Source organism: Brevundimonas sp. ALps5, from assembly GCF_058681645.1.
This window is the reverse complement of sequence record NZ_CM178744.1, coordinates 3320494-3343439: the sequence shown is the minus strand read 5'-3', so window position 1 is coordinate 3343439 and position 22946 is coordinate 3320494. Positions and strand designations below refer to the sequence as shown.

25 protein-coding genes are annotated in these 22946 nt (G+C 68.7%); 22 read left to right on the top strand and 3 right to left on the bottom strand.

Translation table 11 applies throughout. The features are described 5' to 3' along the window. Window positions 1-90: 90 nt before the first annotated feature. The 21 genes from ACW172_RS15805 to ACW172_RS15705 all read left to right on the top strand — a co-directional run bounded on the left by ACW172_RS15805 (window position 91) and on the right by ACW172_RS15705 (window position 19858). On the top strand, window positions 91-1896 hold the full coding sequence (locus ACW172_RS15805; RefSeq protein WP_492032392.1) for a M3 family oligoendopeptidase: 1806 nt from the start codon (window positions 91-93) through the stop codon (window positions 1894-1896). A gap of 80 nt (window positions 1897-1976) precedes the next feature. Then, complete coding sequence (locus tag ACW172_RS15800; RefSeq protein ID WP_492032391.1) at window positions 1977-2234, top strand: aa3-type cytochrome c oxidase subunit IV; 258 nt, start codon at window positions 1977-1979, stop codon at window positions 2232-2234. Between the two features lie 153 nt (window positions 2235-2387). Continuing rightward, window positions 2388-3521, top strand: coding sequence for a Re/Si-specific NAD(P)(+) transhydrogenase subunit alpha (locus ACW172_RS15795; RefSeq protein WP_492032390.1), 1134 nt, complete (start codon window positions 2388-2390; stop codon window positions 3519-3521). Continuing rightward, entirely contained in the window at window positions 3518-3760 is a 243-nt protein-coding gene (locus tag ACW172_RS15790; RefSeq protein WP_492032389.1) for a hypothetical protein, read from the top strand. The genes ACW172_RS15795 and ACW172_RS15790 overlap by 4 nt, the downstream gene beginning before the upstream one ends. Continuing rightward, window positions 3757-4119, top strand: coding sequence for a hypothetical protein (locus ACW172_RS15785; RefSeq protein ID WP_492032388.1), 363 nt, complete (start codon window positions 3757-3759; stop codon window positions 4117-4119). The genes ACW172_RS15790 and ACW172_RS15785 overlap by 4 nt, the downstream gene beginning before the upstream one ends. 11 nt (window positions 4120-4130) lie before the next feature. Next, window positions 4131-4472: an NAD(P) transhydrogenase subunit alpha part 2 gene (locus tag ACW172_RS15780; RefSeq protein ID WP_492032387.1), complete on the top strand. Its 342-nt coding sequence runs from the start codon at window positions 4131-4133 to the stop codon at window positions 4470-4472. Further along, window positions 4472-4765, top strand: coding sequence for a hypothetical protein (locus ACW172_RS15775; RefSeq protein ID WP_492032386.1), 294 nt, complete (start codon window positions 4472-4474; stop codon window positions 4763-4765). Before ACW172_RS15780 ends, ACW172_RS15775 begins: the two co-directional genes overlap by 1 nt. A gap of 1 nt (window position 4766) precedes the next feature. Then, window positions 4767-5054 carry a hypothetical protein gene (locus ACW172_RS15770; protein ID WP_492032385.1) on the top strand — a complete coding sequence of 96 codons (288 nt, stop codon included), beginning with the start codon at window positions 4767-4769 and terminating at the stop codon, window positions 5052-5054. Further along, the gene (locus ACW172_RS15765) at window positions 5054-5455 is read left to right on the top strand and encodes a hypothetical protein (RefSeq protein ID WP_492032384.1); all 402 of its coding nucleotides are present in this window, start codon (window positions 5054-5056) and stop codon (window positions 5453-5455) included. Before ACW172_RS15770 ends, ACW172_RS15765 begins: the two co-directional genes overlap by 1 nt. 49 nt (window positions 5456-5504) lie before the next feature. Then, window positions 5505-6920 (top strand): NAD(P)(+) transhydrogenase (Re/Si-specific) subunit beta, encoded by a 1416-nt coding sequence (locus ACW172_RS15760; protein ID WP_492032383.1) that lies wholly within the window; start codon window positions 5505-5507, stop codon window positions 6918-6920. Between the two features lie 115 nt (window positions 6921-7035). Continuing rightward, the gene (locus ACW172_RS15755) at window positions 7036-7806 is read left to right on the top strand and encodes an alpha/beta hydrolase (protein ID WP_492032382.1); all 771 of its coding nucleotides are present in this window, start codon (window positions 7036-7038) and stop codon (window positions 7804-7806) included. A gap of 62 nt (window positions 7807-7868) precedes the next feature. Beyond that, entirely contained in the window at window positions 7869-8588 is a 720-nt protein-coding gene (locus tag ACW172_RS15750; RefSeq protein WP_492032381.1) for a hypothetical protein, read from the top strand. Continuing rightward, a complete protein-coding gene (locus ACW172_RS15745; RefSeq protein ID WP_492032380.1) occupies window positions 8585-8992 on the top strand; it encodes a hypothetical protein in 408 nt (135 codons plus the stop codon). Before ACW172_RS15750 ends, ACW172_RS15745 begins: the two co-directional genes overlap by 4 nt. 27 nt (window positions 8993-9019) lie before the next feature. Further along, window positions 9020-9439 carry a cupin domain-containing protein gene (locus ACW172_RS15740; protein WP_492032379.1) on the top strand — a complete coding sequence of 140 codons (420 nt, stop codon included), beginning with the start codon at window positions 9020-9022 and terminating at the stop codon, window positions 9437-9439. A gap of 64 nt (window positions 9440-9503) precedes the next feature. Next, window positions 9504-10328 (top strand): SDR family NAD(P)-dependent oxidoreductase, encoded by an 825-nt coding sequence (locus tag ACW172_RS15735; protein WP_492032378.1) that lies wholly within the window; start codon window positions 9504-9506, stop codon window positions 10326-10328. Window positions 10329-10338: 10 nt separating this feature from the next. Beyond that, complete coding sequence (locus ACW172_RS15730) at window positions 10339-11925, top strand: GMC oxidoreductase (RefSeq protein WP_492032377.1); 1587 nt, start codon at window positions 10339-10341, stop codon at window positions 11923-11925. Between the two features lie 106 nt (window positions 11926-12031). Then, complete coding sequence (locus ACW172_RS15725) at window positions 12032-13069, top strand: acyltransferase family protein (protein ID WP_492032376.1); 1038 nt, start codon at window positions 12032-12034, stop codon at window positions 13067-13069. Window positions 13070-13102: 33 nt separating this feature from the next. Next, entirely contained in the window at window positions 13103-13522 is a 420-nt protein-coding gene (locus ACW172_RS15720) for a DUF1801 domain-containing protein (RefSeq protein WP_492032375.1), read from the top strand. 48 nt (window positions 13523-13570) lie between these two features. Beyond that, window positions 13571-15391 (top strand): DUF4153 domain-containing protein, encoded by a 1821-nt coding sequence (locus ACW172_RS15715; RefSeq protein ID WP_492032374.1) that lies wholly within the window; start codon window positions 13571-13573, stop codon window positions 15389-15391. Between the two features lie 123 nt (window positions 15392-15514). Continuing rightward, window positions 15515-16981 carry a sigma-54-dependent transcriptional regulator gene (locus ACW172_RS15710; protein WP_492032373.1) on the top strand — a complete coding sequence of 489 codons (1467 nt, stop codon included), beginning with the start codon at window positions 15515-15517 and terminating at the stop codon, window positions 16979-16981. 240 nt (window positions 16982-17221) lie between these two features. Then, window positions 17222-19858, top strand: coding sequence for a TonB-dependent receptor plug domain-containing protein (locus tag ACW172_RS15705; protein WP_492032372.1), 2637 nt, complete (start codon window positions 17222-17224; stop codon window positions 19856-19858). Between the two features lie 54 nt (window positions 19859-19912). On the opposite strand, the gene ACW172_RS15700 is transcribed toward ACW172_RS15705, so the two are convergent. The 3 genes from ACW172_RS15700 to ykgO all read right to left on the bottom strand — a co-directional run bounded on the left by ACW172_RS15700 (window position 19913) and on the right by ykgO (window position 20912). Further along, a complete protein-coding gene (locus tag ACW172_RS15700) occupies window positions 19913-20281 on the bottom strand; it encodes a hypothetical protein (RefSeq protein ID WP_492032371.1) in 369 nt (122 codons plus the stop codon). 50 nt (window positions 20282-20331) lie between these two features. Further along, entirely contained in the window at window positions 20332-20607 is a 276-nt protein-coding gene (gene gapR / locus ACW172_RS15695) for a nucleoid-associated protein GapR (protein WP_492032370.1), read from the bottom strand. A gap of 179 nt (window positions 20608-20786) precedes the next feature. Further along, window positions 20787-20912 (bottom strand): type B 50S ribosomal protein L36, encoded by a 126-nt coding sequence (ykgO, locus tag ACW172_RS15690; protein WP_008263184.1) that lies wholly within the window; start codon window positions 20910-20912, stop codon window positions 20787-20789. Window positions 20913-21351: 439 nt separating this feature from the next. On the opposite strand from ykgO, the gene ACW172_RS15685 reads away from it, so the two are divergent. Next, window positions 21352-22626, top strand: coding sequence for a lytic murein transglycosylase (locus ACW172_RS15685; RefSeq protein WP_492032369.1), 1275 nt, complete (start codon window positions 21352-21354; stop codon window positions 22624-22626). Window positions 22627-22946: the final 320 nt, after the last annotated feature.

Genomic DNA, 22946 nt, shown 5'->3' with positions numbered 1-22946 from the left:
CCGCGCACGGTCGTCTGGCGGCTAACGGACCTTGCGCTTCCAGCGCCCCCGCCCTTGCGCCGGGCCGGTCGCGATATCACAACAAGGGCCATGAACGCCCCCTTCAAGACGCCCGCCGCCCCCTCGACCGAAGCCCCGCTGTGGGACCTGTCGGACCTTTATTCCTCGCGGCAGGACACGCGCATCGCCGCCGACCTCGACAAGGGCCGGGCCGCCGTGGCGGAGCTGAACGCCCTGCAGGGGACGCTGGTCGCGGCCCGCGCCGAACCGAAAGCGCTGGGCGGCCTGCTGGACAAGGCGATCGGCCTCTATGAGCGGGCGACCGATGCGCTCGGCGGTCTGGGCGCCTACGCCTTCCTCGCCGCCTCGACGGCGCGCGACGACGCCGAGGCCAACGGCTTCGAGGCCGATATCCGCGAGAAGATGACCGCCATCGCCACCCCTACGGTCTGGCTGACGCTGGAGATCAACCAGCTGGAGGACGCCGAGATCGAGGCCGCCCTTCTCGCCGATGCGGGCGCCGCGAACTGGCGGCCGTGGCTGCGGAGGGTGCGGGCGATGAAGCCGCACGAGCTCTCGCAGGAGCTTGAGACCTACCTCGCCGAGCACGGCCCGATCTCGGCCCAGTGGAGCCGGCTGTTCGACGAGACCCTGGCCGCGTTGCGTGCGGATGTCGGCAAGGAGAAGCTGACCCTGGCCGAGGCCCTGAACCGGCTGTCCGATCCCAAGGCGGCGCGGCGCAAGGCCGCGGCGGAAGGTTTGAGCGAGGCGCTCGGCGCCCGCACCTCGACCATGGCCCTGGTCATGAACACCATCGCCGCCGACAAGGCGCTCGAGGACAAATGGCGCGGCTTCAAACGCCCCGCCGACGGCCGCCACCTGGCCAATGAGGTCCACGGCGAGGCGGTCGATGCGATGGCCGAGGCTGTCGCCGCCGCCTACCCCAAGCTGTCGCACCGCTATTACGCCCTCAAGGCCAGGGCCATGGGCAAGACGGCGCTGGACCAGTGGGACCGCAACGCCCCGCTTGATACGTCAGCCCCGCGCGGTTTCGACTGGCTTCAGGGCAAGGCGATGGTGCTGGACAGCTTCGGCGATCTGGGGCCCGAGTTCGCCGACCGGGCCAACCGCTTCTTCGACAATCCGTGGATCGACGGCCGCGCCCGCCCGGGCAAGCAGTCCGGCGCCTATGCCCACCCGGTCACCGCCGACCGCCACCCCTATGTCTTCCTGAACTGGATGGGCGAGCGGCGAGACGTCCTGACCCTGGCCCATGAGCTGGGTCACGGCATCCACCAGACACTGGCGGCGGACAAGGGCACGCTTCTGGCCGACACGCCCCTGACCCTGGCCGAGACCGCCTCCATCTTCGCCGAGGGCCTGACCTTTGATCGCCTGCTGGCGACCGCGCCGAAAGCCGAGCAGCGCGGCCTGCTGGCCGGGCGGATCGAGGACGGGCTGAACACGGTCGTGCGCCAGATCGCCTTCCACCGCTTCGAGACCCGTTTCCACGACGAACGCGCCTCCGGCGAGGTCCCGGCCGAACGCATCGGCCAGATCTGGCTGGAGGAGATGGGCGCGTCGCTCGGCCCGGCGGTGACCCTGAACCCCGGCTATGAGCACTGGTGGTCCTACGTCAGCCACTTCGTCCACTCGCCCTTCTACGTCTATGCCTATGCCTTCGGCGACCTGCTGGTGGCGGCCCTGATGGAGACGCGGCGCAAGGACCCGCAGGCCTTCACGCCCCTGTACCGCGAGCTCCTCGCCGGCGGCGGGACCCGCACCTATGACGAGGCGCTCAAGCCCTTCGGCCTGAACCCCCGCGACCCGGCCTTCTGGACCATCGGCTGCGGCCGGCTGGAGCGGCTGGTCGATCAGTTCGAGGCGACCTTCTGAGCCAAAAGAGACTGTGGCTTGAGCCCGGCGCAAGCCGCGCTATAAGTCGGAAACCACCGACTCTTTCGGATTGAGACCTCATGGCCGACCCGCACCACGACGCCCACGGCGCTGACGACTATCAGCGCGGCAGCATGGCCATCGGCGAACAGGCCGCGACCTGGAAACTGGTCCAGACCATGTTCAGCTGGGGCTCGCTGGGCATCGCCGCCCTGCTGCTGGGCCTGGTCATGGCCTTCCGTCCGGGCGGCAACATCCTCCTCGGCCTCTTCCTCTGTGTGGCCCTGTTCGCCGTCGGCGCCTTCTGGCTGAAGTCGGGTTCGAAGAAGGCCCACTGAGGCCCGCCAAACGCCCCGTTCAGTTGGCAAGTCCTGCCGGTCAAATCGGGTTTCGCGCACGCCTTTCGCAACGGAAGCGGCTTTTCGCGCTTTGACGGACCAATCCATTCCAGCCTAACGTGATTTCCAAGAACAAGACTTGGGGAGATTCGTTTGGCCGTCGCCATTGCCGTGACCCGCGAACGCCGTGAAGGCGAAACGCGCTGCGCCGTCACACCCGAGACCGTGAAGAAATTCGTCGCCCTTGGCGCGACCGTGACCGTCGAGGCGGGCACGGGCGCCGGGTCGTCCTTCCCCGACGCCGAATACGTCGCCGCCGGCGCGGTGGTGAAGCCCGACACCCGCGCGGTGCTGGAAGGCGCCGACGTCGTTTTGAAGGTGCGCGGCCCGACGGCGCAGGAGATCAGCGCCCTCAAGCCCGGCGCCATCGTCGTCGCCCTGCTCGACGCCTATCGCGAGAAGGACACGGTCGCGGCCCTGGCCGGAGCGAACGCCACCGCTTTCGCCATGGAGTTCGTGCCCCGCATCACCCGGGCCCAGGTCATGGACGCCCTGTCGTCCCAGGCCAACCTCGCCGGCTATCGCGCGGTGATCGAGGCGGCGGCCGCCTATGGACGCGGCTTCCCGATGATGATGACGGCGGCGGGCACGGTCGCCCCGGCCAAGGTCTTCGTCATGGGCGTCGGCGTCGCGGGTCTGCAGGCCATCGCCACGGCGCGGCGTCTCGGCGCCGTGGTCACCGCCACCGACGTCCGCCCGGCCACCAAGGAACAGGTCGAATCGCTGGGCGCGAAATTCCTCGCCGTCGAGGACGAGGAGTTCAAAAACGCCCAGACGGCCGGCGGCTACGCCAAGCCGATGTCGGCGGAATACCAGGCCAAACAGGCCGTTCTGGTCGGCGAGCACATCAGGAAGCAGGACATCGTCATCACCACGGCCCTGATCCCGGGCCGCGCGGCGCCGGTGCTGGTCACCGCCGAACAGGTCGGCACGATGAAGCCGGGCTCGGTCCTGATCGACCTTGCCGTCGAGGCCGGCGGCAATGTCGAGGGCGCCAAGGTCGGCGAGACCGTGGTCACCCCCAACGGCGCCCAGATCGTCGGCATCGCCAACCTGCCCGGCCGCATCGCCTCGGACGCCTCCAGCCTCTACGCCAAGAACCTCGTGGCCTTCGTCGGGCTGTTCCTCAAGGACAGCGCGCTGGGCCTTGATCTGGAAGACGAAATCCTCAAGGCGTCGGTCGTCACCAACGGCGGCGCCGTGGTGCATGAAGGGGTCAAGGGGTGAAACCCGCCCAGTCCCGCTTTCTCAGCGTTGTCAGCTGGGTGCTGATCGGCGCCGGCCTGATCGGCACGGCTGTGATGTGTCTGGCCATCCCCTTCATGCCGGGCGGTCCCGTGAAGGGCGCAGTCACACTCCTGCCGGCAACGGTCATGTTCCTCACCTTGAGTGTCGGCATCGGCGGCATGCTTCTCGTACTGCTCAGCATCGATGCCCGGCTGGCGCAGAGGAGCGCCGGGACATGATCGCCCTCGCTCTCGCCGCCATGGCCCAGACCGCGACGCCGGCGCCCTGCCTCAAGGACGGCGACACCGTCGAGGGCGAGTTCCGCTACGTTGAATCGCGGCATCCCAACGGGACGCGTTTGCGACAGCCCTTTGTGGTGACCGATACCGCCTTCTGCTTCGTGCCGGTCCTCTCCCCGGAGACGTCTCCTGTGCGGGGACGATGGATTCAGGTCAACTGGACCGATCCCGGGACGCGGTCCCTGGCTCCCGGAGACGGCGTCACGGTCGTGCTGGGCTCCTGTCAGGAACCGATGACCGCTTGGCATACGGGCGATATCTTCTGCGACGCCCGTCTTGTCTCACGCGTAACCCAGTGAGGAACTGAACCATGGAACACGTCGATCCCACCGTCTTCCGACTGGCCATCTTCGTGCTGGCGATCTTCGTCGGCTACTATGTGGTCTGGTCGGTGACCCCGGCCCTGCACACGCCGCTGATGGCCGTGACCAACGCCATTTCCAGCGTCATCGTCGTCGGCGGCCTGATCGCGGCGGCGGCGACCGCCGGGGACACCGGCGCCACGCCGTGGATCGCCAAGGGTGCGGGCGTCGCGGCCGTGACCCTGGCCAGCGTCAACATCTTCGGCGGCTTCATGGTCACCCGACGCATGCTGGCCATGTACAAGAAGAAGGAACGCCCGAAGCCCGCCGCTGAGGCCAAGGCCGGCTGATGAACGCCACCTGGATCCTCACGGCCCTGATCCCGCTCAGCCTGATGCTGGTCGTCGGCCTGATCGTGCTCAGCGGCTCCCTGTCGTCGGCGCGACGCCGCCTGCTGGAGCGCGGCCTGCTACTGGTCGTTATCCCGGCCACAATCGCGCTCTGGGTGTGGCGGGGCGTTGACGGCTACGCCAATCAGGAATGGGTCTGGGTCGCGGGCAGCCTCGCGCTGATCGCGCTCACGGCCCAGACGGGGCTGCGCCTGTGGCGTCGTCCGGTCCGCGCCGACGGGACGCGTACCTGAGATGACCCTTTCCCCCGCACATCTGGCCAATCTGGTCTCGTGGATCGCCACGGGGCTGGGGCTGGGCCTGTGGGGGTGGAGCTTCTTCCGCGAGGCCAACGCCATCCGCAAGCTGCGCTTTCTGGATTGCGGCGTGGTGCTGGTCTTCTCGTCCATCCTCGTGCGTGTCGTGGCCCAGGAGCGGCCGATGAACGCCCTGGACTGGACCTGGGTTTTCCTGTCGCCCCTGTTCATCGCCGCGGCCCTGTGGCGGCTGGCGCGGACGGCCTGCCCGGGGGACTACGAGTGATGAGGGCGCTGGCCGTTTCCATCGCGACCACACTGCCCGGCCTGCTGGCGACCTCTGCACTGGCCCAGGCCTCGCTGGACACCGATGTGCCGGGACCGCCGTTCGACGGCCTGCGCTGGGCGGTCGCCGCCCCCGCCGGGACAAAATGGACGCTGGCCTGCCGGTTCGCCCCCGTGACCTACAGGGCCAGCCAGTACGACCTGCACCACTGGACCAACGGCTTCACACAGACGGGTCAGGGGCGCGATCAGGGGCGGCTGCCCGGTCCTGACGGCCGCTGCGTCCTGACCCTGACCGACGGCCCCGGCCCGATCGGCCTCGGCCTGGCCCGTCAGGGCGCGCGCACCGTCTCCGCAGGCACGAACGACCCGGCCCGACCGGCCCGGGCGCAGGTGTTCTGATGATCCAGCTTCAAACGACAAGACCAACAAGAGACTTCGGGGGACTGCGATGAACGCATCCATAGCGGCGCTGGCCTATCTGGTCGCAGGCGTTCTTTTCATTCTCAGCCTGCGTGGCCTCTCCAGTCCGGAGACCAGCCGTCAGGGCAATACGATGGGCATGGTCGGGATGGCCATCGCCGTCGCCGTGACCCTGCTGACCCTCGGCTTCACCGGGGCGCTGGATCCGCTGACCCTGGCCCTGCTGGCCGGGGGCGTGGTCGTGGGCGGCGGCGGCGGGGCCCTGATTGCGGGCCGGGTCAAGATGACCGACATGCCCCAGTTGGTCGCGGCCTTCCACAGCCTCGTCGGCATGGCCGCCTGTCTGGTCGCGGTCGGCGCCGTCTATGCGCCCGAAGCCTTCGGCATCAGTGACGGCATGGGCGGGATCAAGGTCCAGTCGATCATCGAACTCAGCCTCGGCGTCGCCATCGGCGCCATCACCTTCACCGGCTCGGTCATCGCCTTCGCCAAGCTGAACGGCAACATGTCGGGCGCCCCGATCATCCTGCCCGCACGGCACCTGATCAACATCGCCCTGGCCCTGGTGCTCGGCATCATGATCGGCGCGATGGTGATGTCGGGCGGAACCGCCACCTGGGCCTTCTGGGGCATCTTCGCCCTCAGCCTGGTGCTGGGCGCGACCCTGATCATCCCCATCGGCGGCGCCGACATGCCCGTCGTGGTCTCGATGCTGAACTCCTATTCCGGCTGGGCCGCCGCGGCGCTCGGCTTCACGCTGGAGAACATCGCCCTGATCATCACCGGCGCCCTGGTCGGCTCCTCGGGCGCGATCCTGTCCTACATCATGTGCAAGGGCATGAACCGCAGCTTCATCTCGGTCATCCTGGGCGGCTTCGGCGGCGACAGCGGCCCGGCCGGCGAGCAGCGCGTCGAGACCCGTCCGGTCAAGCAGGGCTCGGCCGACGACGCCGCCTTCATCATGAAGAACGCCTCCAAGGTCATCATCGTCCCCGGCTACGGCATGGCCGTGGCCCAGGCCCAGCATGCGCTCCGCGAAATGGCCGACAAGCTGAAGGAAGAGGGCGTCGAGGTGAAATACGCCATCCACCCCGTCGCGGGCCGGATGCCGGGCCACATGAACGTCCTGCTGGCCGAGGCCAATGTCCCCTATGACGAGGTGTTCGAGCTGGAGGACATCAACGCCGAGTTCGCCACCGCCGACGTCGCCTTCGTCATCGGCGCCAACGACGTCACCAACCCGGCCGCCAAGACCGACCCCAAGTCGCCCATCTTCGGCATGCCCATCCTCGACGTCGAAAAGGCCGGCACCGTCCTGTTCATCAAGCGCGGAATGGCGGCGGGCTACGCCGGCGTCGAGAACGAGCTCTTCTTCCGCGACAACACCATGATGCTGTTCGCCGACGCCAAGAAGATGGTCGAGGGCATCGTGAAGGCGCTGTGATCTGGCGCGCAGCGGGTTTCTGAACTGGTGGCTGCGCGCCGGGGCGATCCTGCTGGGGGTCGTTCTGGTCGCCTATGCCCTCGTCGTCGGAGTCGTCTTCTTCACCCAGCGGGAGATGCTCTACCCTATCATCCACGGCAGTCCGACGCCCGAGGCCGACGGCCCACCGATCCAGGTCGTGCACATCGACACCCCCGATCACGAGCGGCTGGTCGCCTGGTTCCTGGCGCCGAAGCCGGGGCGGCCGACGATCCTGTTCCTCGGCGGTCAGGGCGGCGGGCTGTCGTTCCAGAGCGGGCGCTGGCGGCGCATGGCGGACGAGGGCGTCGGCTTCCTCGCCGTAGGCTATCGCGGCCATGACGGCTCGACCGGCAAGCCCTCGGAGAAGGGCCTGCACACCGACGCGCGCGCCGCCTGGGACTGGCTGGCCCGGACGACGCCGGCGCGCGACATCGTCATCCACGGTTTCTCGCTCGGCACTGGCGTCGCGACGCGGCTGGCCATCGAGCGTCCGGCCCGCGCGCTGATCCTGGAGGCGCCCTATACCTCCACCGCCGACATCGCGGCGAAGGCCTGGCCCTTCCTGCCGGTGCGCTGGCTGATGCTGGACCAGTACCGGTCGCGCGACATCATCGACCGCGTCTCCATCCCCCTGCTGATCGTCCACGGAAGCGCCGACAAGGTCATTCCCTTCGAACAGGGCCGCGCCCTCTACGATCTCGCCCACACGCCCCGGCGGTTGGTGAAGATGGTCGGCTCCAACCACGCCACCCTGACCCGCGACGGCCTCTACGACCAGATCTGGACCTTCCTGAACCTGCCCCTCCCCGCCACGACCGCGGAGGCCGGGCACCGGGCGGCGGTGGAGGTTGTGAGCGCGCCATGAGCCGCAGCCCGGCCTCCCTATCCCCGAACGACGAGTTGTCGACGGCGCAGCGCCTTCTTCTCATGCCGGCTTCAGTCGTGATGATCGGGCTGGCCTTCTCATGGAAGTCCTGGGTGATGCGCCTGTTCGCCTGGCCCTGGGTGATCGGGCGCGCCGACGTTCTGGGTTGGTGGCCGATCGCGGGGCATTGGTTCTGGTACGGGATCTGCGCCGTCTTCCTGACCTTTCTTATCCCGGCCTGGTGCTTCTCCGTCGGCAAGTCGAACCGGACGATCGTGATCGTCTGGGCGGTCTTCGCCACGATTACGCTCGGGCTGCTGTTCATGGGCGGCCGCTCGCGCATCGAGGTCCGGGCCCACGACATCCGCGTCACCTCGGACCGATGGGGCGAGGCGGACGTCCTCTACCGCGTCGACAACGCCGCCGGCATGACCGCGGCCTGCTGGATCGGAAGCAAGGGCCGGGCGAACCCGTCGCTCTGGGTCTGGTTCCACGATGGACGGGAGCTGGAGTTGCAGGCCCTGACCTCCCGAGCCGCCAATCCGGGCGCGACACGGGCAGGCCTCGACTTCGCCGAAAACCTCGACATCTTCCTGGTTCACCACGGCAACCGCCGCTCGAAGAGCATCGACGACCGCTGCGTCGAGCAGATGGAAGACCGGCTGGACCCGGCCGACGCGCCCCGCATCGGCGCCCTGTTCGCCCGGGAATGGGTCGAGGTGGCGCCGGCTCCCGTGCCGGGTGCCACAGAGGCCATGGTCATCGACATGACGCGACGATGAGCCTCACCGCACGCACCTACATCCGCTTCGTCTGTTTCCAGACCGTGGGCCGCCAGCGGAGCCGCCTGGGCCTGTTCAAGGCCGTCGAAGACGCGATGGAGAGCGAGCACGCGCCGGGCTGGGCGATCACCGAGGCGCGCACGCTCACGGGCTGGTTCAACGCCAATCTCGCCATTCCCAAGGCCTTCTCCGCCGGCGGACACAAGGGCTTTGGGCAGCCCGGTCTGTCGTGGTTCGAGCCGGCGGCGGAGGAACACATCCGCCGGATGCATCAGTTGAAGCTGGCGCTCGAGGCCTGCGGTATCCACGTGGAGGTCCTGACCACCCGCGATCCCGGCCTGATCGTCTGGCAGGACGAGCACCAGCTGGTCGCCGAGCCGCGCGGGCGGAAGTTCCGGGCCTGAACCCCGCGACTCGGCTATTCAACCCCCATGCTCACCGCCGCCGAAGTCATCGCCATGCTCGAACTCCAGCCCCATCCGGAGGGCGGGCACTATCGTGAGACCTTCCGCGATCCGCGCGAGGTGGACGGGCGTTCGGTCGGGACGGCGATCTATTATCTGCTGGCCGAGGGCGAGCAGTCACACTGGCATTCCGTCGACGCGGCCGAGCTGTGGCACTTCTACGAAGGCGCGCCGCTGGCGCTGGAGATCGCGTCGGGCGGGATGCGGCGACTGGTGAAGCTGGGCAACGACTTCAAGGCGGGCGAGCAGCCCCAGGCCGTGGTCCCGACCGGCGCCTGGCAAGCAGCCAAGTCCCTCGGCGCCTGGACCCTGGTCGGCTGCACGGTCGCCCCAGGCTTCGAGTTCGAGGGGTTCGAGATGGCCCCGCAGGGGTGGCAACCGGGCTGAACCGCGCCACCGTGCGGACACAGTCGAATCGCCCTCCTGATGCGATCGCGCCGGAGCCCGCCTGATGTCCCTCGAAGACGCCCTGAACCGCAGGCCTCTGGCATTAATCACGGGGGCGTCGTCGGGGATCGGCGAGGCCTTCGCCTGCGCCCTGGCCGAGCGGGACCATGACGTCGTCCTCGTCGCCCGCCGCGCCGATCGGCTGCAGGATCTGGCGGCCAGGATCACCCGCGACCATGCGGTCGAGGCCCACGTCCTGACGATGGATCTGTCGGAACTCGGCGCCTGCGATCGGGTGCTGGACGCGGTCCACGCCATGGGCCGCCACGTCGACGTCCTGATCAACAACGCCGGCTATTCCATCCCCCAGAGCTTCGCCGCCGTGCCGTGGAAGGCCCAGAAGGACTTTCTGATGACCCTCGTCGTCAACGCCTGCGGTCTGGCCCACGGCGTCATCCCGGGCATGGTCGAGCGCGGCGGCGGGCGGATCATCGCCACGGCCTCACTGGCCGGCTTCGCGCCCGGCGTGGCGGGCCACACCCTCTATCCGGGGGCCAAGAGCCTGATGATGAGCTTCTGTCAGGCGCTGGACGCCGAGTACCGCGACAAGGGGCTATGCGTCACAGCCGTCAGCCCGGGCTTCGTCTCCACCGGCTTCGCGGCCGCCAACGGCACCGACGTGGTCATGGCCGAGGCCCCGCGGCGGCTGTTCCTGACGCCCGAACAGGTGGTCGAGGCGGCGCTCAAGGCCAATGACCGGCGCAAGGTCATCGTCGTGCCCGGCTGGTACAACGCCCTGGCCGCCGCCCTGATGCGCGCCCTGCCGCAGGGCCTCGTGCGTTGGGCCCTGCGGCAGGGCTCGGCCAAATATCATCTGGCCGCCGACTGAGACGCCGCACATGACCTCCCGCTTCGACGTCGTCATCATCGGTTCGGGCGCGGGCGGCGCGACCCTGGCCCAGAGGCTGGCCCCGACCGGCAAGTCCATCCTGATCCTGGAACGCGGCGAACACCTGCCGCGCGAGGCCGAGAACTGGAGCCCCAAGGCTGTCTTCATCGAGCGCCGCTACCGCACGAAGGACCACTGGTACGACAAGCACGGCCACCCCTTCATTCCGAACACCCACTACTGGGTCGGGGGCAACACCACCTTCTACGGCGCGGCCCTGATGCGGATGCGCAAGCGGGACTTCGAGGTCGTCCAGCACGCGGGCGGCGTCTCCCCCGCCTGGCCGATCACCCTCGACGATCTGGCGCCCTACTATGCCGAAGCCGAAACCCTGTGGCAGGTCCACGGCCATCGCGGCGACGATCCGACCGAGGCGGGGAATGAACCGCCCTATGCGTATCCGGCCGTGCACCACGACCCCGGCGTCGCGGCGCTGAAAGGCCATTGGGAGATGCAGGGCTGGAAGCCCTTCTCCCTGCCGCTGGGGGTCAAGCTGGATCAGGCCCATCCGGTCACCTCGACCTGCATCAAGTGCAAGACCTGCGGCGGCTATCCCTGTCTGCTGCGCGCCAAATGCGACGCGCGGACCCTGGCGATCGAGCCGATCATGGGCCTGCCCAACGTCACGCTGCTGACCGGCCGCAAGGTGCTGCGGCTGGAGACCGACGCCACGGGCAAGACGATCACCGAGGTCGTCTGCGAGACGGCCGAGGGCGAAGAGCGCTGGAGCGGCGACATCGTAGCCCTGGCGGCGGGCGCGGCGCCCACGGCGGTCATCCTGCTGCAATCCGCCAACGCCGCCCATCCGAACGGTCTGGCCAACGGCTCCGATCAGGTCGGGCGGAACTATATGTTCCACAACTCGACCGCCATGGTCTCGTTGACCGCGGCGCACCAGACGGTGACCTTCCCCAAGACCCTGGCGGTCAACGACTTCTATTTCGGCGATCCCGCGGGCGGCTACGACTTCCCCATGGGCCATATCCAGCTGCTGGAATACATGTCCGGCCAGACGCTGGAGGGCCAGATCGAGGACTGGCTGCCCCCCGCCCTGGTCCCCGACGCCCTGTCCGGCGCGGCGGCCGAGCGGATGCTGTCGATGCTCGTCATCTCCGAGGACCTCCCCATGCCGGACAACCGGGTCACGGTCGGCCCCGACGGCCGGGTGAACCTCAGCTACACGTTCGGCAACCTCGAGGGTCACGAGCGGCTGGTGAAGACGCTGAAGGCCTCGCTGGACGGCTTCGTCGACCACGCCCATCCGATCTCCCAGCATCACTTCCAGTTCGACAGCCTGCTGCCGCTCTACGGCACGGCGCACCAGTGCGGCACGGCGCGGTTCGGGACCGACCCGGCGACCTCGGCGCTGGACGTGAACTGCAAGGCCCACGAGGTCGACAACCTCTATGTCGTGGACACCAGTTTCTTCTGTTCCGCCAACGCCATAAACCCGACCCTGACGGTGGTCGCCAATGCGCTGAGGATCGGCGACCATCTGATCGAAAGACTGGGCGCCAAAGCCCCCACAGCCGCCTGAGCGGCGCCCCCTATCGCGGACCTCACGGACCCGTTATCACGCCGCTGTGAAAACGGCGGGCGCACATCGGTTCGAGGCTCTGGACTCCCTCAGGGGCGTCTGCGCCGTGCTGGTGTTCATGTTTCACATGCCGATCGCCAGCCACTGGCGCGACTGGCCCCTGATCCAGCACGGCTATCTGTTCGTCGACTACTTCTTCGTCCTGTCGGGCTTCGTCATCGCCCACGCCTATGCCGGACGGCTGAAGACGCCGCGCGACGCAGGCCGGTTCATGGTGCGCCGCCTCGGGCGCGTCTGGCCGCTGCACGTCCTGATGCTGGCCTGTTTCATCGGGCTGGAGTTGTGCCGCCTCTGGTTCCATTTCGACAGCGCCACGCCGTTCACGCGCGACCGCTCCATCGAGGCCATCTGGACCAATCTGCTGCTGATCCAGGCCTGGCATGTGCACCCCTATCTGACCTGGAACGGCCCGGCCTGGACGCTGAGCGCCGAAGTCGCCTGCTATCTGATCTTCGCGGTTCTGGTGCTGGTTTCGCCGAAGCGGTTCCGCTGGATCGGCGCGGTGCTGGCCGTCATCGGCGGGATCATCGTGGTCACCCACGCCCGGCGCTGGATGAACACCACCTATGACTTCGCCGTGCCGCGCGCGGTCTACGGCTTCTTCCTCGGCTGCCTGCTGCAGGGCCTGTGGACCCGGATCCCGCGCCTGAAGGCGGGCGCGGCGACGGTGCTGGAGGTCGCGACCGTCGCCCTGTGCTGCCTGTTCGTCGCCTGGGCCGAGGGGCCGGTGACGGTGGCGGTGACCCTGGTCTTCATCGGCGTCGTCTGGGTCTTCGCGGGCGAGGAAGGCAAGGTCTCGCGCCTGCTGGACCTGCCCGTACTGGTCACCTTCGGCCGCTGGTCCTTCGCCATCTACATGGTCCATATGTTCGTGCTGACGGTGATGCTGATCATCGCGCGCAAGCTCCACTGGATGCCCAACGGACGGCGCATCGACTTCGGCTCGGTCTGGCTGAACGACCTGTTCGCCCTGGCCGTCTTCGTCGGCATCGTCGGCCTGGCGGTTCTGGCCCACCACCTCGTCGAACGCCCCGCCCAGCGACTGATTGACCGCTGGACCAAACCCAAGGTCGCCGCCGCCTGAACCGTGTTATCGTCCCCGCGAAGGGGAGCGATCATGGCCGCCGAAGCGAAGACCAAGCCCACCGACGTCAGCGTCGCCGACTTCATCGCCGCCGTCCCCGACCCCACGCGCCGCGCGGACGCCGAGGTCGTCGCCGCCCTGTTCGCCGAGGCCACGGGCCAGCCCGCGACGCTCTGGGGCCCGTCGATCGTCGGCTTCGGCGCGTACCACTACGTCTACGACAGCGGCCGCCAGGGCGACGCCCCGGCCATCGCCTTCTCGCCACGGAAGCCGCATCTGGTCCTCTATCTGCACGCCGGAGAGGCCCGCGACGCCCTGCTGCCGCGTCTGGGCAAGCACAAGACCGAGGGCGGCTGCATCTATGTGAAGCGGCTGTCGGACGTGGACACGGATGTCCTGCGCGAACTGGCAGAGGTCTCGTACAAGGCCATCAAGGCCCGGTATCCGGACTGAGCTTCCCAACGGCGCAGCTTTCGGTTCAGATGGGTCGGGGAGACAACCATGACCATCAGCCACGACGATCACGCCGCCTCGGGCCGGTCCGGGCTGGCGCGCGAGGGCGACCGGCGCGCCACGGCCGCCGTCCGGTTGGCGATCGGCCTTCTGCAGGGCGTGGCCCTGTGGTGGCTGACGCGGTCCTGGCCCAATGAGTATCGCCATCCGCCGGTCTGGCCGGCGACCGATCCCTGGCTGTTCGGCTGCCTGTTCCTCGTCTTCGCCTTCCTGCCCGTGGTGCTGCTCGCGGGCGTCGGGCGGCTGAGGCCCGTCACCCTGATCGTCTGGGGCGGGATCGCCGGGGCCGTCATGGCGTCCCTGGCCTTCCACGACATCGACCGTCAGGGCGTGAAGCTGGACGACACCGTCCTGTCGCCGGTCTTCCTGGCCTTTACGGCTGTGGCCCTGTTCATCACCCACCATCTGATCGTGCCCGCCGACCGGGAGCGCAGACTGGTCGCCCCCTACCCCGCCTATTTCGACGCGGCCTGGATGGCCGGCGTCCAGCTGGCCCTGTCGATCGGCTTCGCGGGCGCCTTCTGGCTGCTGCTGTTCCTTGGGGCGGCCCTGTTCAGGGTCATCGGCCTCAACTTCCTCGGCGACCTGATCCGCGAGAGCTGGTTCGCCTTTCCCATGACCGGCCTCGCCTTCGCCACGGCGGTCCAGCTGACCGACGTTCGCGACGGCCTGATCCGGGGCGTGCGGGCCGTGGCCCTGATGCTGCTGTCCTGGCTGCTGCTGGTCATGACGGTGCTGGCGGCGGGCTTCCTCGCCGCCCTGCCCTTCACGGGTCTCAAAGGCCTGTGGGACACCGGCAGCGCCACCGCCCTGCTTCTGGCCTCGGCCGCCGCCCTGATCGTCCTGATCAACACCGCCTATCAGGACGGCCGCGCTGACAACCGGCCGCCGCTGGTGCTGCGCCTCGCGGTGCAGGTCGCCTCGATCCTGCTGACGCCCCTGATCGTGCTGGCCGTCTGGGGCCTGATGCTGCGGATCGGCCAGTACGGCCTGACGCCGGACCGGATCATCGCCGCCGCCTGCGCCCTCGTCGGCGCGGTCTATGCCGTGGGGTACGGCCTGGCCGCCGTCGTGCCCCTGATCCGCAAGGGCTCGGGCTGGATGAATGCGCTGGAGGCGACCAACCTGGCCTCGGGAGTCCTCGCCGTCGCCGTCATCCTCGCCCTGTTCAGCCCCCTCGCCGACCCGGCCCGGCTGTCGGTGGCGGATCAGGTGAAGCGGCTGGAGGCCGGCAAGGTGTCGCCGGACAAGTTCGACTACCGCTTCCTGCGCTTCGACAGCGGCAAGGCCGGAGAGAAAGCTCTGGCGGCCCTGACCCAATCGTCGGACGCAGCAATCTCGAGCCGGGCCCGTACCGCCGCCGCTGCCGACACCCGGTACGAACTCGACGAGGTCCAGCCGCTCCTGTTCACTCCGATCGTCGAAGCCTGGCCTTCCGGCCGCGCCCTGCCCGCCGACTTCGCCAGACCCTTTGCGGGGATGGGAAGGCTGCGCGACTGTCCGGACGCTGGCGACTGCGTGGCGACGCAGTGGGACCTCAACGCTGACGGCAAGCCCGAAATCCTGCTGGCCACCAAATTCAACATCACCCTCTACGCAGCCACACCGGGGGGCGGCTGGTCCGAGATCGGGGACTATCCGGTCCTTCGTTGTGAAGGCGAAACCCGGATGGACGGACGCCAGGCGCTCAAGTCGGGCATCCTGCAACCTCGCCCAGCGGCGTGGCCCGACCTTTCGACCGGCGGACGCTTCACGTCCGGCCTCGCGCCCAACGACACGTGTCGCGAGCTCATGGCCGCCGGCCGTTAACCTCCCGCACACCACGCCCACCAACCCGATCTTCACCGCATCGGGCGTAGAAACGTCCCGAAACGGGTCAGTGGCGCTTCAAGACGCCGCGGCCTTCACGGTGATGACGAAGGTGTGCTCCCCATGGCCAAGACCGTTCTGGTGGTCGATGACGATCCGACCCAGCGCCGCCTCGTTCAGGCGGTTCTGGATCGCGAGGGCTATGCCGTCGTCCACGCCGAGAACGGCGGCGAGGCCATCGATCGCCTGACCAAGGGCGGCGGCGCGGACGTCGTGCTGCTGGACATGGTCATGCCGGGCGTGAGCGGCATGGAGGCCCTGGCCGAAATCCGCACGGCGGGTGTCACCACCCCGGTCATCGTCCTGACGGCCAACGGCGGCATCGACACCGTGGTCAAGGCCATGCAGGCCGGGGCCCAGGACTTCTTCATCAAACCCGCCAGCCCGGAACGCATCCTGGTCGGCATCCGCAACGCCCTGCAGATGACCCAGCTGACCCGCGAGGTCGGCCGTCTGAAGAAGCACGTCGCGGGCCGCACCTCCTTCGACGACCTGGTCGGCGACAGCCCGCCCATGCGTCTGGTCAAGGCCTTCGGCGCCCGCGCGGCCAAGTCCTCCATTCCGGTCCTGATCACCGGCGAGAGCGGCGTCGGTAAAGAGGTCATCGCCCGCGCCCTGCACGGCGCCTCGGACCGGGCCGGCAAGCCCTTCGTCGCCGTCAACTGCGGCGCCCTGCCCGCCAATCTGGTCGAGTCGATCCTGTTCGGTCACGAGAAGGGCGCCTTCACCGGCGCCCACGACAAGCACCTCGGCAAGTTCCAGGAGGCCAACGGCGGCACCCTGTTCCTCGACGAGATCGGCGAACTGCCGCTGGACATGCAGGTCAAGCTGCTGCGCGCCCTGCAGGAGGGCGAGGTCGACCCGGTCGGCGCCAAGCGCTCGGTCAAGGTCGACGTCCGCATCGTCTCGGCGACCAATCGCGACCCGGCCCAGCAGGTCAGGGAAGGCGCCTTCCGCGAGGACCTCTACTACCGCCTGAACGTCTTCCCGATCGAGGCTCCGGCCCTGCGCGAACGCCGCGAGGACATCCCGGCCCTGGTCGACCACTTCATCGGCCGCTTCAACGCCGAGGAGGGCAAGCGCGTCGCCGGCGCCTCGGCCGAGACCATGGCCCTGCTCAGCGCCTTCGACTGGCCCGGCAACGTCCGCCAGCTGGAGAACAGCGTCTATCGCGCCCTGGTTCTGGCCGACGCCCCCTATCTGCAGCCGCACGACTTCCCGGCCATCTCGGGCGTCGCCATGCCCCTGGCCCAGGCGGAAGGCGTCCCGGCCCCGGTCGCCGGCGGCGAGGCCCATGACGGCCTGTCGGTCGAGTTGCCGCCGCTGCCCGACCAGCCGATCCGCATCCTCGACGACCGCGGCCATCTGCGCACGCTCGAGGACATCGAGCGCGACCTCATCCAGCACGCCATCGAGGTCTATGCAGGCCATATGTCCGAGATCGCCCGCCGCCTCGGCATCGGCCGCTCGACCCTGTACCGCAAGGTCCGCGAGCAGGGGCTGGAAGGCGCGCTGAAGGAAGTCGGCTAGGGCCTGTTCTGCTCACGGCCAAGCTGGGGCGACCGACCCTCGCGCCTGTCGTTTCGGGGCAACATTTCACGGCTTTGCCGGAATCTGTCTGAAATTTAACGCGTCCGCCCGACGGAGGTCGCGGGGGCGTGCGTTAGAGGCCCATGACACGGCGCATGGCCGGGGGTTGAAGGGGCGCGCAGACGCTCCACCGCCGGTCGCAGACGCCGCCACGCCACTGTTGATTCCGGAAGACCATCCATGACGATCGCTGTCGCCATTCTGTCCGCGCTTGCCTCGGGCGCGATCCAGACGGCGCCCACGCCCGCCCCCGCCGCGACGCCCGCGCCGCAGCAGACCCCGGCCCCCACTCCGCCCGAGGAGCAGGAAGACGAAGGCCTGCCGCGCGGTACGGCCTCGGCCGATGCCTACGATCTTGGCACCGTCACCGTCACGGGCGTGAAGCCGCGCGGCAGCGTTCAGGGCGATATCCCGCCCGACGTCACCCTGAGCGCCGAAGAGATCAAGGCCTACGGCGCCAGCAACATCGCCGAGCTGCTGCAGCGGCTCGAGCCCCTGACCACCTCCAGCCGCGGCCGCTCGAACGCCGGCCCGGTCCTGCTGCTGAACGGCCGCCGCATCTCCGGCTTCCAGGAGATCCAGGGCATCCCGGTCGAGGCCATCGAACGCACCGAGATCCTGCCCGAAGAGGTCGCCCTGACCTATGGCTACAGCGCCGACCAGCGGGTGGTGAACTTCGTCCTGAAGCAGCAGTTCCGTCAGGCGACCGCCACCCTCCAGGGCCGCGGCCCGACCCAGGGCGGCCGCACGACCGCCGAGGTCGACGGCAACGTCTTCACCATCAAGACCGGCGACCGCTGGAACTTCGACATCGAGCAGCAGCACGACACCGCCCTGTTCGAGAGCGAGCGCGACATCGTCCGCGACGTCCCGGCCAACACCTATGGCCCGACCGGCGCCCCGGCCACGGCAGACGACCTGTCGGCCTATCGCACGCTTCAGTCGCGCGGCGACCGGACGACGCTGCGCGGCTCCCTGGCCCACGACCTGAACTCCACCACCAAGGCCACCGGCAGCTTCAGCCTGGAGGACTCGTCCACCAACGGCTACGGCGGCCTGCCGTCGCTTGCGCTCACCCTGCCCGCCGGCAACCCGTATTCGACCAGCGCCACGGACACCCGCCTGACCCGCTATCTCGCCGATCCGGGCTCGATGCTGCGCAACAACGACACCCTGACGGGCAAGGCGGCCCTGCTGGTCGACGGCTATCTGAGCGAGTGGCGCTACACCGTCACCGCCACCTACGACCGGACTGAGACCGACACCACGACCGGCCGGGGCTATGACCCGCTGCCGGTGCAGGCGGCGCTCAACGCCAACGACCCGTCGGTCAATCCGTTCGGCGTCCTGCCCGCCTCGGTCCTGCGCGAGCGCAGCGACACCGCCCACTCCGTCTCCAGCGGCGGCAATCTGGAATCGACCCTGACCGGCAAGGTCTGGGAAGGTCCGGCCGGCAACCTGCAGTCGACGGTCAAGTTCGGCCTGGACACCCGCACCCTCGACTCCGAGTCGGACCGCTCGGGCGTCCACACCGAGAGCTCGCTGCAGCGCGACCGCGTCTACGGCAGCCTCAACGTCAGCCTGCCCCTGACCAGCACCCGGCGCGAGTTCCTGCAGAAGTTCGGCGACCTGTCGCTCAACTTCAACGCCGGCTACGACGACCTGTCCGACTTCGGCGGCCTGACCTCGATCGGCGGCGGCGTGAACTGGGCCCCCACCAGCAAGGTCGGCTTCGTCGTCAGCTACACCGACGAACAGGGCGCCCCGACCATCAACCAGGTCAACGACCCGGTCATCGCCACCCCGAACGTGCCGGTCTACGACTTCAACACCGGCCAGACGGTCAACGTCACCCAGATCACCGGCGGCAACCGCAACCTGGGCGCGGACCAGCGCCAGGTGGTCAAGCTGGGCTTCAACCTGACCCCGTTCCAGAGCGTCAACTTCAACTTCAGCTCCAACTACACCTGGAGCCGGACGGACGACGCCATCTCGACCTTCCCGACCATCACTCCGGCGCTGGAGGCGGCCCTGCCCGGCCGCTTCGTGCGCGACGGCTCGGGCACGCTGGTCTCGATCGACGCCCGCCCGCTGAACTACGCCAAGACCGAGCGGCAGGACCTGCGCACCGGCTTCAACTTCTCCAAGCCCTTCGGCAAGCCGAACCCGGCGGCGGCGGGCCGTCAGGGCATGATGATGATGGGCGGCGGTCCGCGTCCCGGCGGCGGCGGCGGCGGCGCGGGCGGCCCGCCTCCCGGCGGCGGCATGCAGATGCGCATGGGCGGACCGGGCGGCGGCGGCGGTCGCGGCGGCGCGCCGATGCAGCCCGGCCAGGGCATCTTCAACTTCTCGATCTACCACACCTGGCGCTTCCAGGATGAGATCCTGATCGCCGACGGCCTGCCGGTCATCGACCAGCTGAACGGCGGCGCAACCAGCTCGCGCGGCGGCACGCCCAAGCAGGAGATCCAGATCCAGGGCGGCGCCTTCCGCAACGGCTTCGGCGCCTTCGTCAACGCCAACTGGCGCGAGGGCACCCACGTCGACGGCGGCTCGACCGGCTCGGACCTGGACTTCTCGGGCCAGACCACCGTCGGGCTGAACATGTTCGTCGACATGAACCAGCGCCCCGAGTGGGTGAAGAAGGCCCCCTGGCTGCTGACCGGCGCCCGGATCAGCCTGGGCTTCGACAACATCTTCGACAGCCGCACCGAGGTCACGACCTCGGCGACCCAGCTGCCGGTCAACTACCAGCCCGACTACCTGGACCCGACGGGCCGGGTCATCCGGCTCAGCTACCGCAAGGTGCTGTTCTAACCCCCGACGCGCCTGAAGACGGAAGAGGCCGGTGGATCGCTCCGCCGGCCTCTTTCATTCGGGGGCGCCCTCGGGCGGCTTCCTGCGGCCCCAGCGGCGCTTCGGCTCCTCGCCGTTGGCCTTGGCCGTGATCTCCTTCAGCTTGCGGCCCTGCATGGCCGAGAGGGCCTGACCGGGCGCGCCCTTCTCGGGATCGCCGAAGGCCCGGCCATAGGTCCTGATGCGGTCGGAGACGCCCTCGATGAACTCTCCCTCCCAGTCGGACAGGGGGATGCCGGCCTTGTCGGCCGCGCGTTTGGCGCGCTTGAGGGCGTTCAGGGCCTTGCGGCGCGCGGCCTCGCGCTCGGCCTCGAAGGGGCTGGCGGGCTTGTCTGTCTTCGCTTTGAAGCCCGACCATTGCTTGAGCCCGGTCGAGCGCTTCATGCCTCCAGAGGAGGCTTTCGGACCGCCCGCTATGGGCGTCCGCTTCAGGTTCAGATCTCGCCGAGGGCGGAGAGGTAGAGGTCCAGGATGGCGTCCTCTTCCTGGCGCTTGGCCTTGTCCTGCTTACGGATGCGGATGACCTTGCGCAGGATCTTGACGTCGTAGCCCTCGCCCTTGGCCTCGGCGAAGACCTCCTTCTGGTCGGCCATGATCGCGGCCTTGTCCTCTTCCAGTCGCTCGATCCGCTCGATGATCGAACGCAGACGGCCCTGGGCCGCCGAGGTCAGGACGTCCGAGCTGTCGAAGGAAGCGGCGGCGTCGGTCATGGGGAGGCACTCCGGAGGAAGGCGGACTGGAAGAGGCGAGACGCTAACCACGTCGGCGCGGCAGGCTCAACCACGAACACGAAAAAGGCTGCGGACAGATTGCCCACAGCCCTCGATAGTCAAGACATTTCAGAAACTTAGGCGTCCGCGATCAGCTCGCGGGCGCCGTAAGCGCCTGCTTAGCCCTGCTTCGCCTTGAAGCGCGGGTCGGTCTTGTTGATCACGAAGACGACGCCCTTGCGGCGCACGACCTTGCAGTCGCGGTGACGGGTCTTGAGCGACTTGAGCGAGCTACGGACCTTCATGGTCGGACGTCCTGAGGCAAATCAAAAATAAAAGAGCCGCGGGGCGAACCTGCGGCGGAGCGGTGCATGTAGAGATTCGAGAGGCCGAAGTCAACCGCCGGGCGACGGATATGGACAGGTTCTTCGAGGAGCCAATAGCAGGCCCGGGCTCAAGCAGCGAGCCGCCGCGCGGCGAGCGTTAGCGCCAAAAGAATGGAGGCCTGGCCTCCGAGTCGAACGGAGGGTCTATGGGCTTGCGGGCCCATCGCGTAGCCCCTCCGCCACCAGGCCGCATCAGGGTGGAGGACAGAATGTCGCAGGCGCGTTGGGATTTGGCGAACGAACGCGGTGAACGGCCTGTTCACCCTGTTGGCGGCACAATGACGCTGAACTGCAACGCTCGCCGGTCTCGCGCGCTTGTGATTGCCTGAACGCCGTCCGGAGCCCTAGCCTGTCCCCCATGCGCCTTTCCGCCCGCCTCCTGCTGTTCCTGTCCGTCGCGGCCTGCGCCCCCATGCTGCCGCCCGCTGAGACGGTGCTGCCCCCTGCCCGGCCGGAGCCCCAGCCGCAGCCCCAAATCCAGCCGCCCCGGCCCGCGCCCCAGCCGACGCAGCCGGTCTATGACCAGCCGGGCTTCGAGGGCTGGAAGCAGGGCTTCCTGAACCGGATGGGCGGCGCCCGCCGCGCGGCCTATGAGCAGCAGCTGGCGGGTCTGACGCCCGATCAGGAGGTCATCCGCCTGGACGGCAACCAGCCCGAGTTCAGCCGCCCCGCCGGCGCCTATGTCGCCAACGCCGTCTCGTCCGCCCGCGTCGCCGAGGCCCGCCGCAAGGTGGACATCGTGCCGTGGAGCGTGACCCAGCGCTTCGGCGTCCCGGCCGAGATCCTGGTCTCGATCTGGGCCCAGGAATCCAGCTTCGGCCAGGTCCAGGGCAACAAGGACGTGATCCGGTCGCTGGCCACCCTCGCGTATGAGGGCCGCCGCCGCGACTGGGCCGAGGGCCAGCTGCGCGACGCCCTGGACATCGTCATCGACGGCCGCCGCAGCCGCGCCGGCCTGACCGGCAGCTGGGCCGGGGCCATGGGCCAGACCCAGTTCATGCCCGACAACTATCTGCGCCTCGGCGTCGACCAGAACGACGACGGCAAGGTCGACATCTGGGGCACCGACGTCGACGCCCTGGCCTCCGCCGCCAACCTGCTGGCCCAGGCCGGATGGAAGCGCGGTCAGGCCTGGGGCTATGAGGTCGTGATCCCGCAGGGCTTCGACTACTCGCTGGCGGACGGCCCGTCGCGGCCGTGGAGCTTCTGGCGCCAGCAGGGGGTGACCCTGGCGCGCGGGGGATCGATGTCCGACGCCGAGGCCGCCGAGAACGCGACCCTACTGTTGCCGCAAGGCGCGCGCGGCCCGGCGTTCATCGGCCTGCCCAACCACTTCGTGATCCGCCGCTACAACAACTCGGTCTCCTACGCCCTGGCCATCGGCCTGACGGCGGACGGGGTGGCGGGCAAGCCGGGCCTCGTGGCCAGCTGGCCGACCGACGCCCCGATGTCGCGCGACCAGCGGATCGGCGCCCAGGCCGCCCTGACGCGGATGGGCTATGACACCGGCGGCGTCGACGGGGTGGTCGGGGCCAACACCCGCGCCGCCCTGAAGCGCTGGCAGGCCGCCAACGGCCGCATCGCCGACGGCTATCTGACCGCCGAGCTGGCGACCGAGCTGATGAGCCGCTGACCGGGCGTTTTGCACTCGGAAATTAGTGGGTGCAAAAAGTGCAATCGGTGAGATCAGGACTTAGGAACGCCTGACAGCTTTCTGAAAATACGGCGTATTTTCCAAGTCCGTTCGTTGCACCCGGTTTGCACTCGAGTGCGAGCGGCGTGGAAGGGCGACGGGTAATGTCAAAGACCGGACGGCCAGTATAGCCGGGCCCCGAGGCATGCTGAACCGATTGGGTCACGTCAGGCGCAAGTGGCTGACATCATTGGCGACCGTGCGCGAAATTATGCCGGTTCCCTTCGCCGGATGAGCGGCGGCAGGAAGGGAAGGCAGGG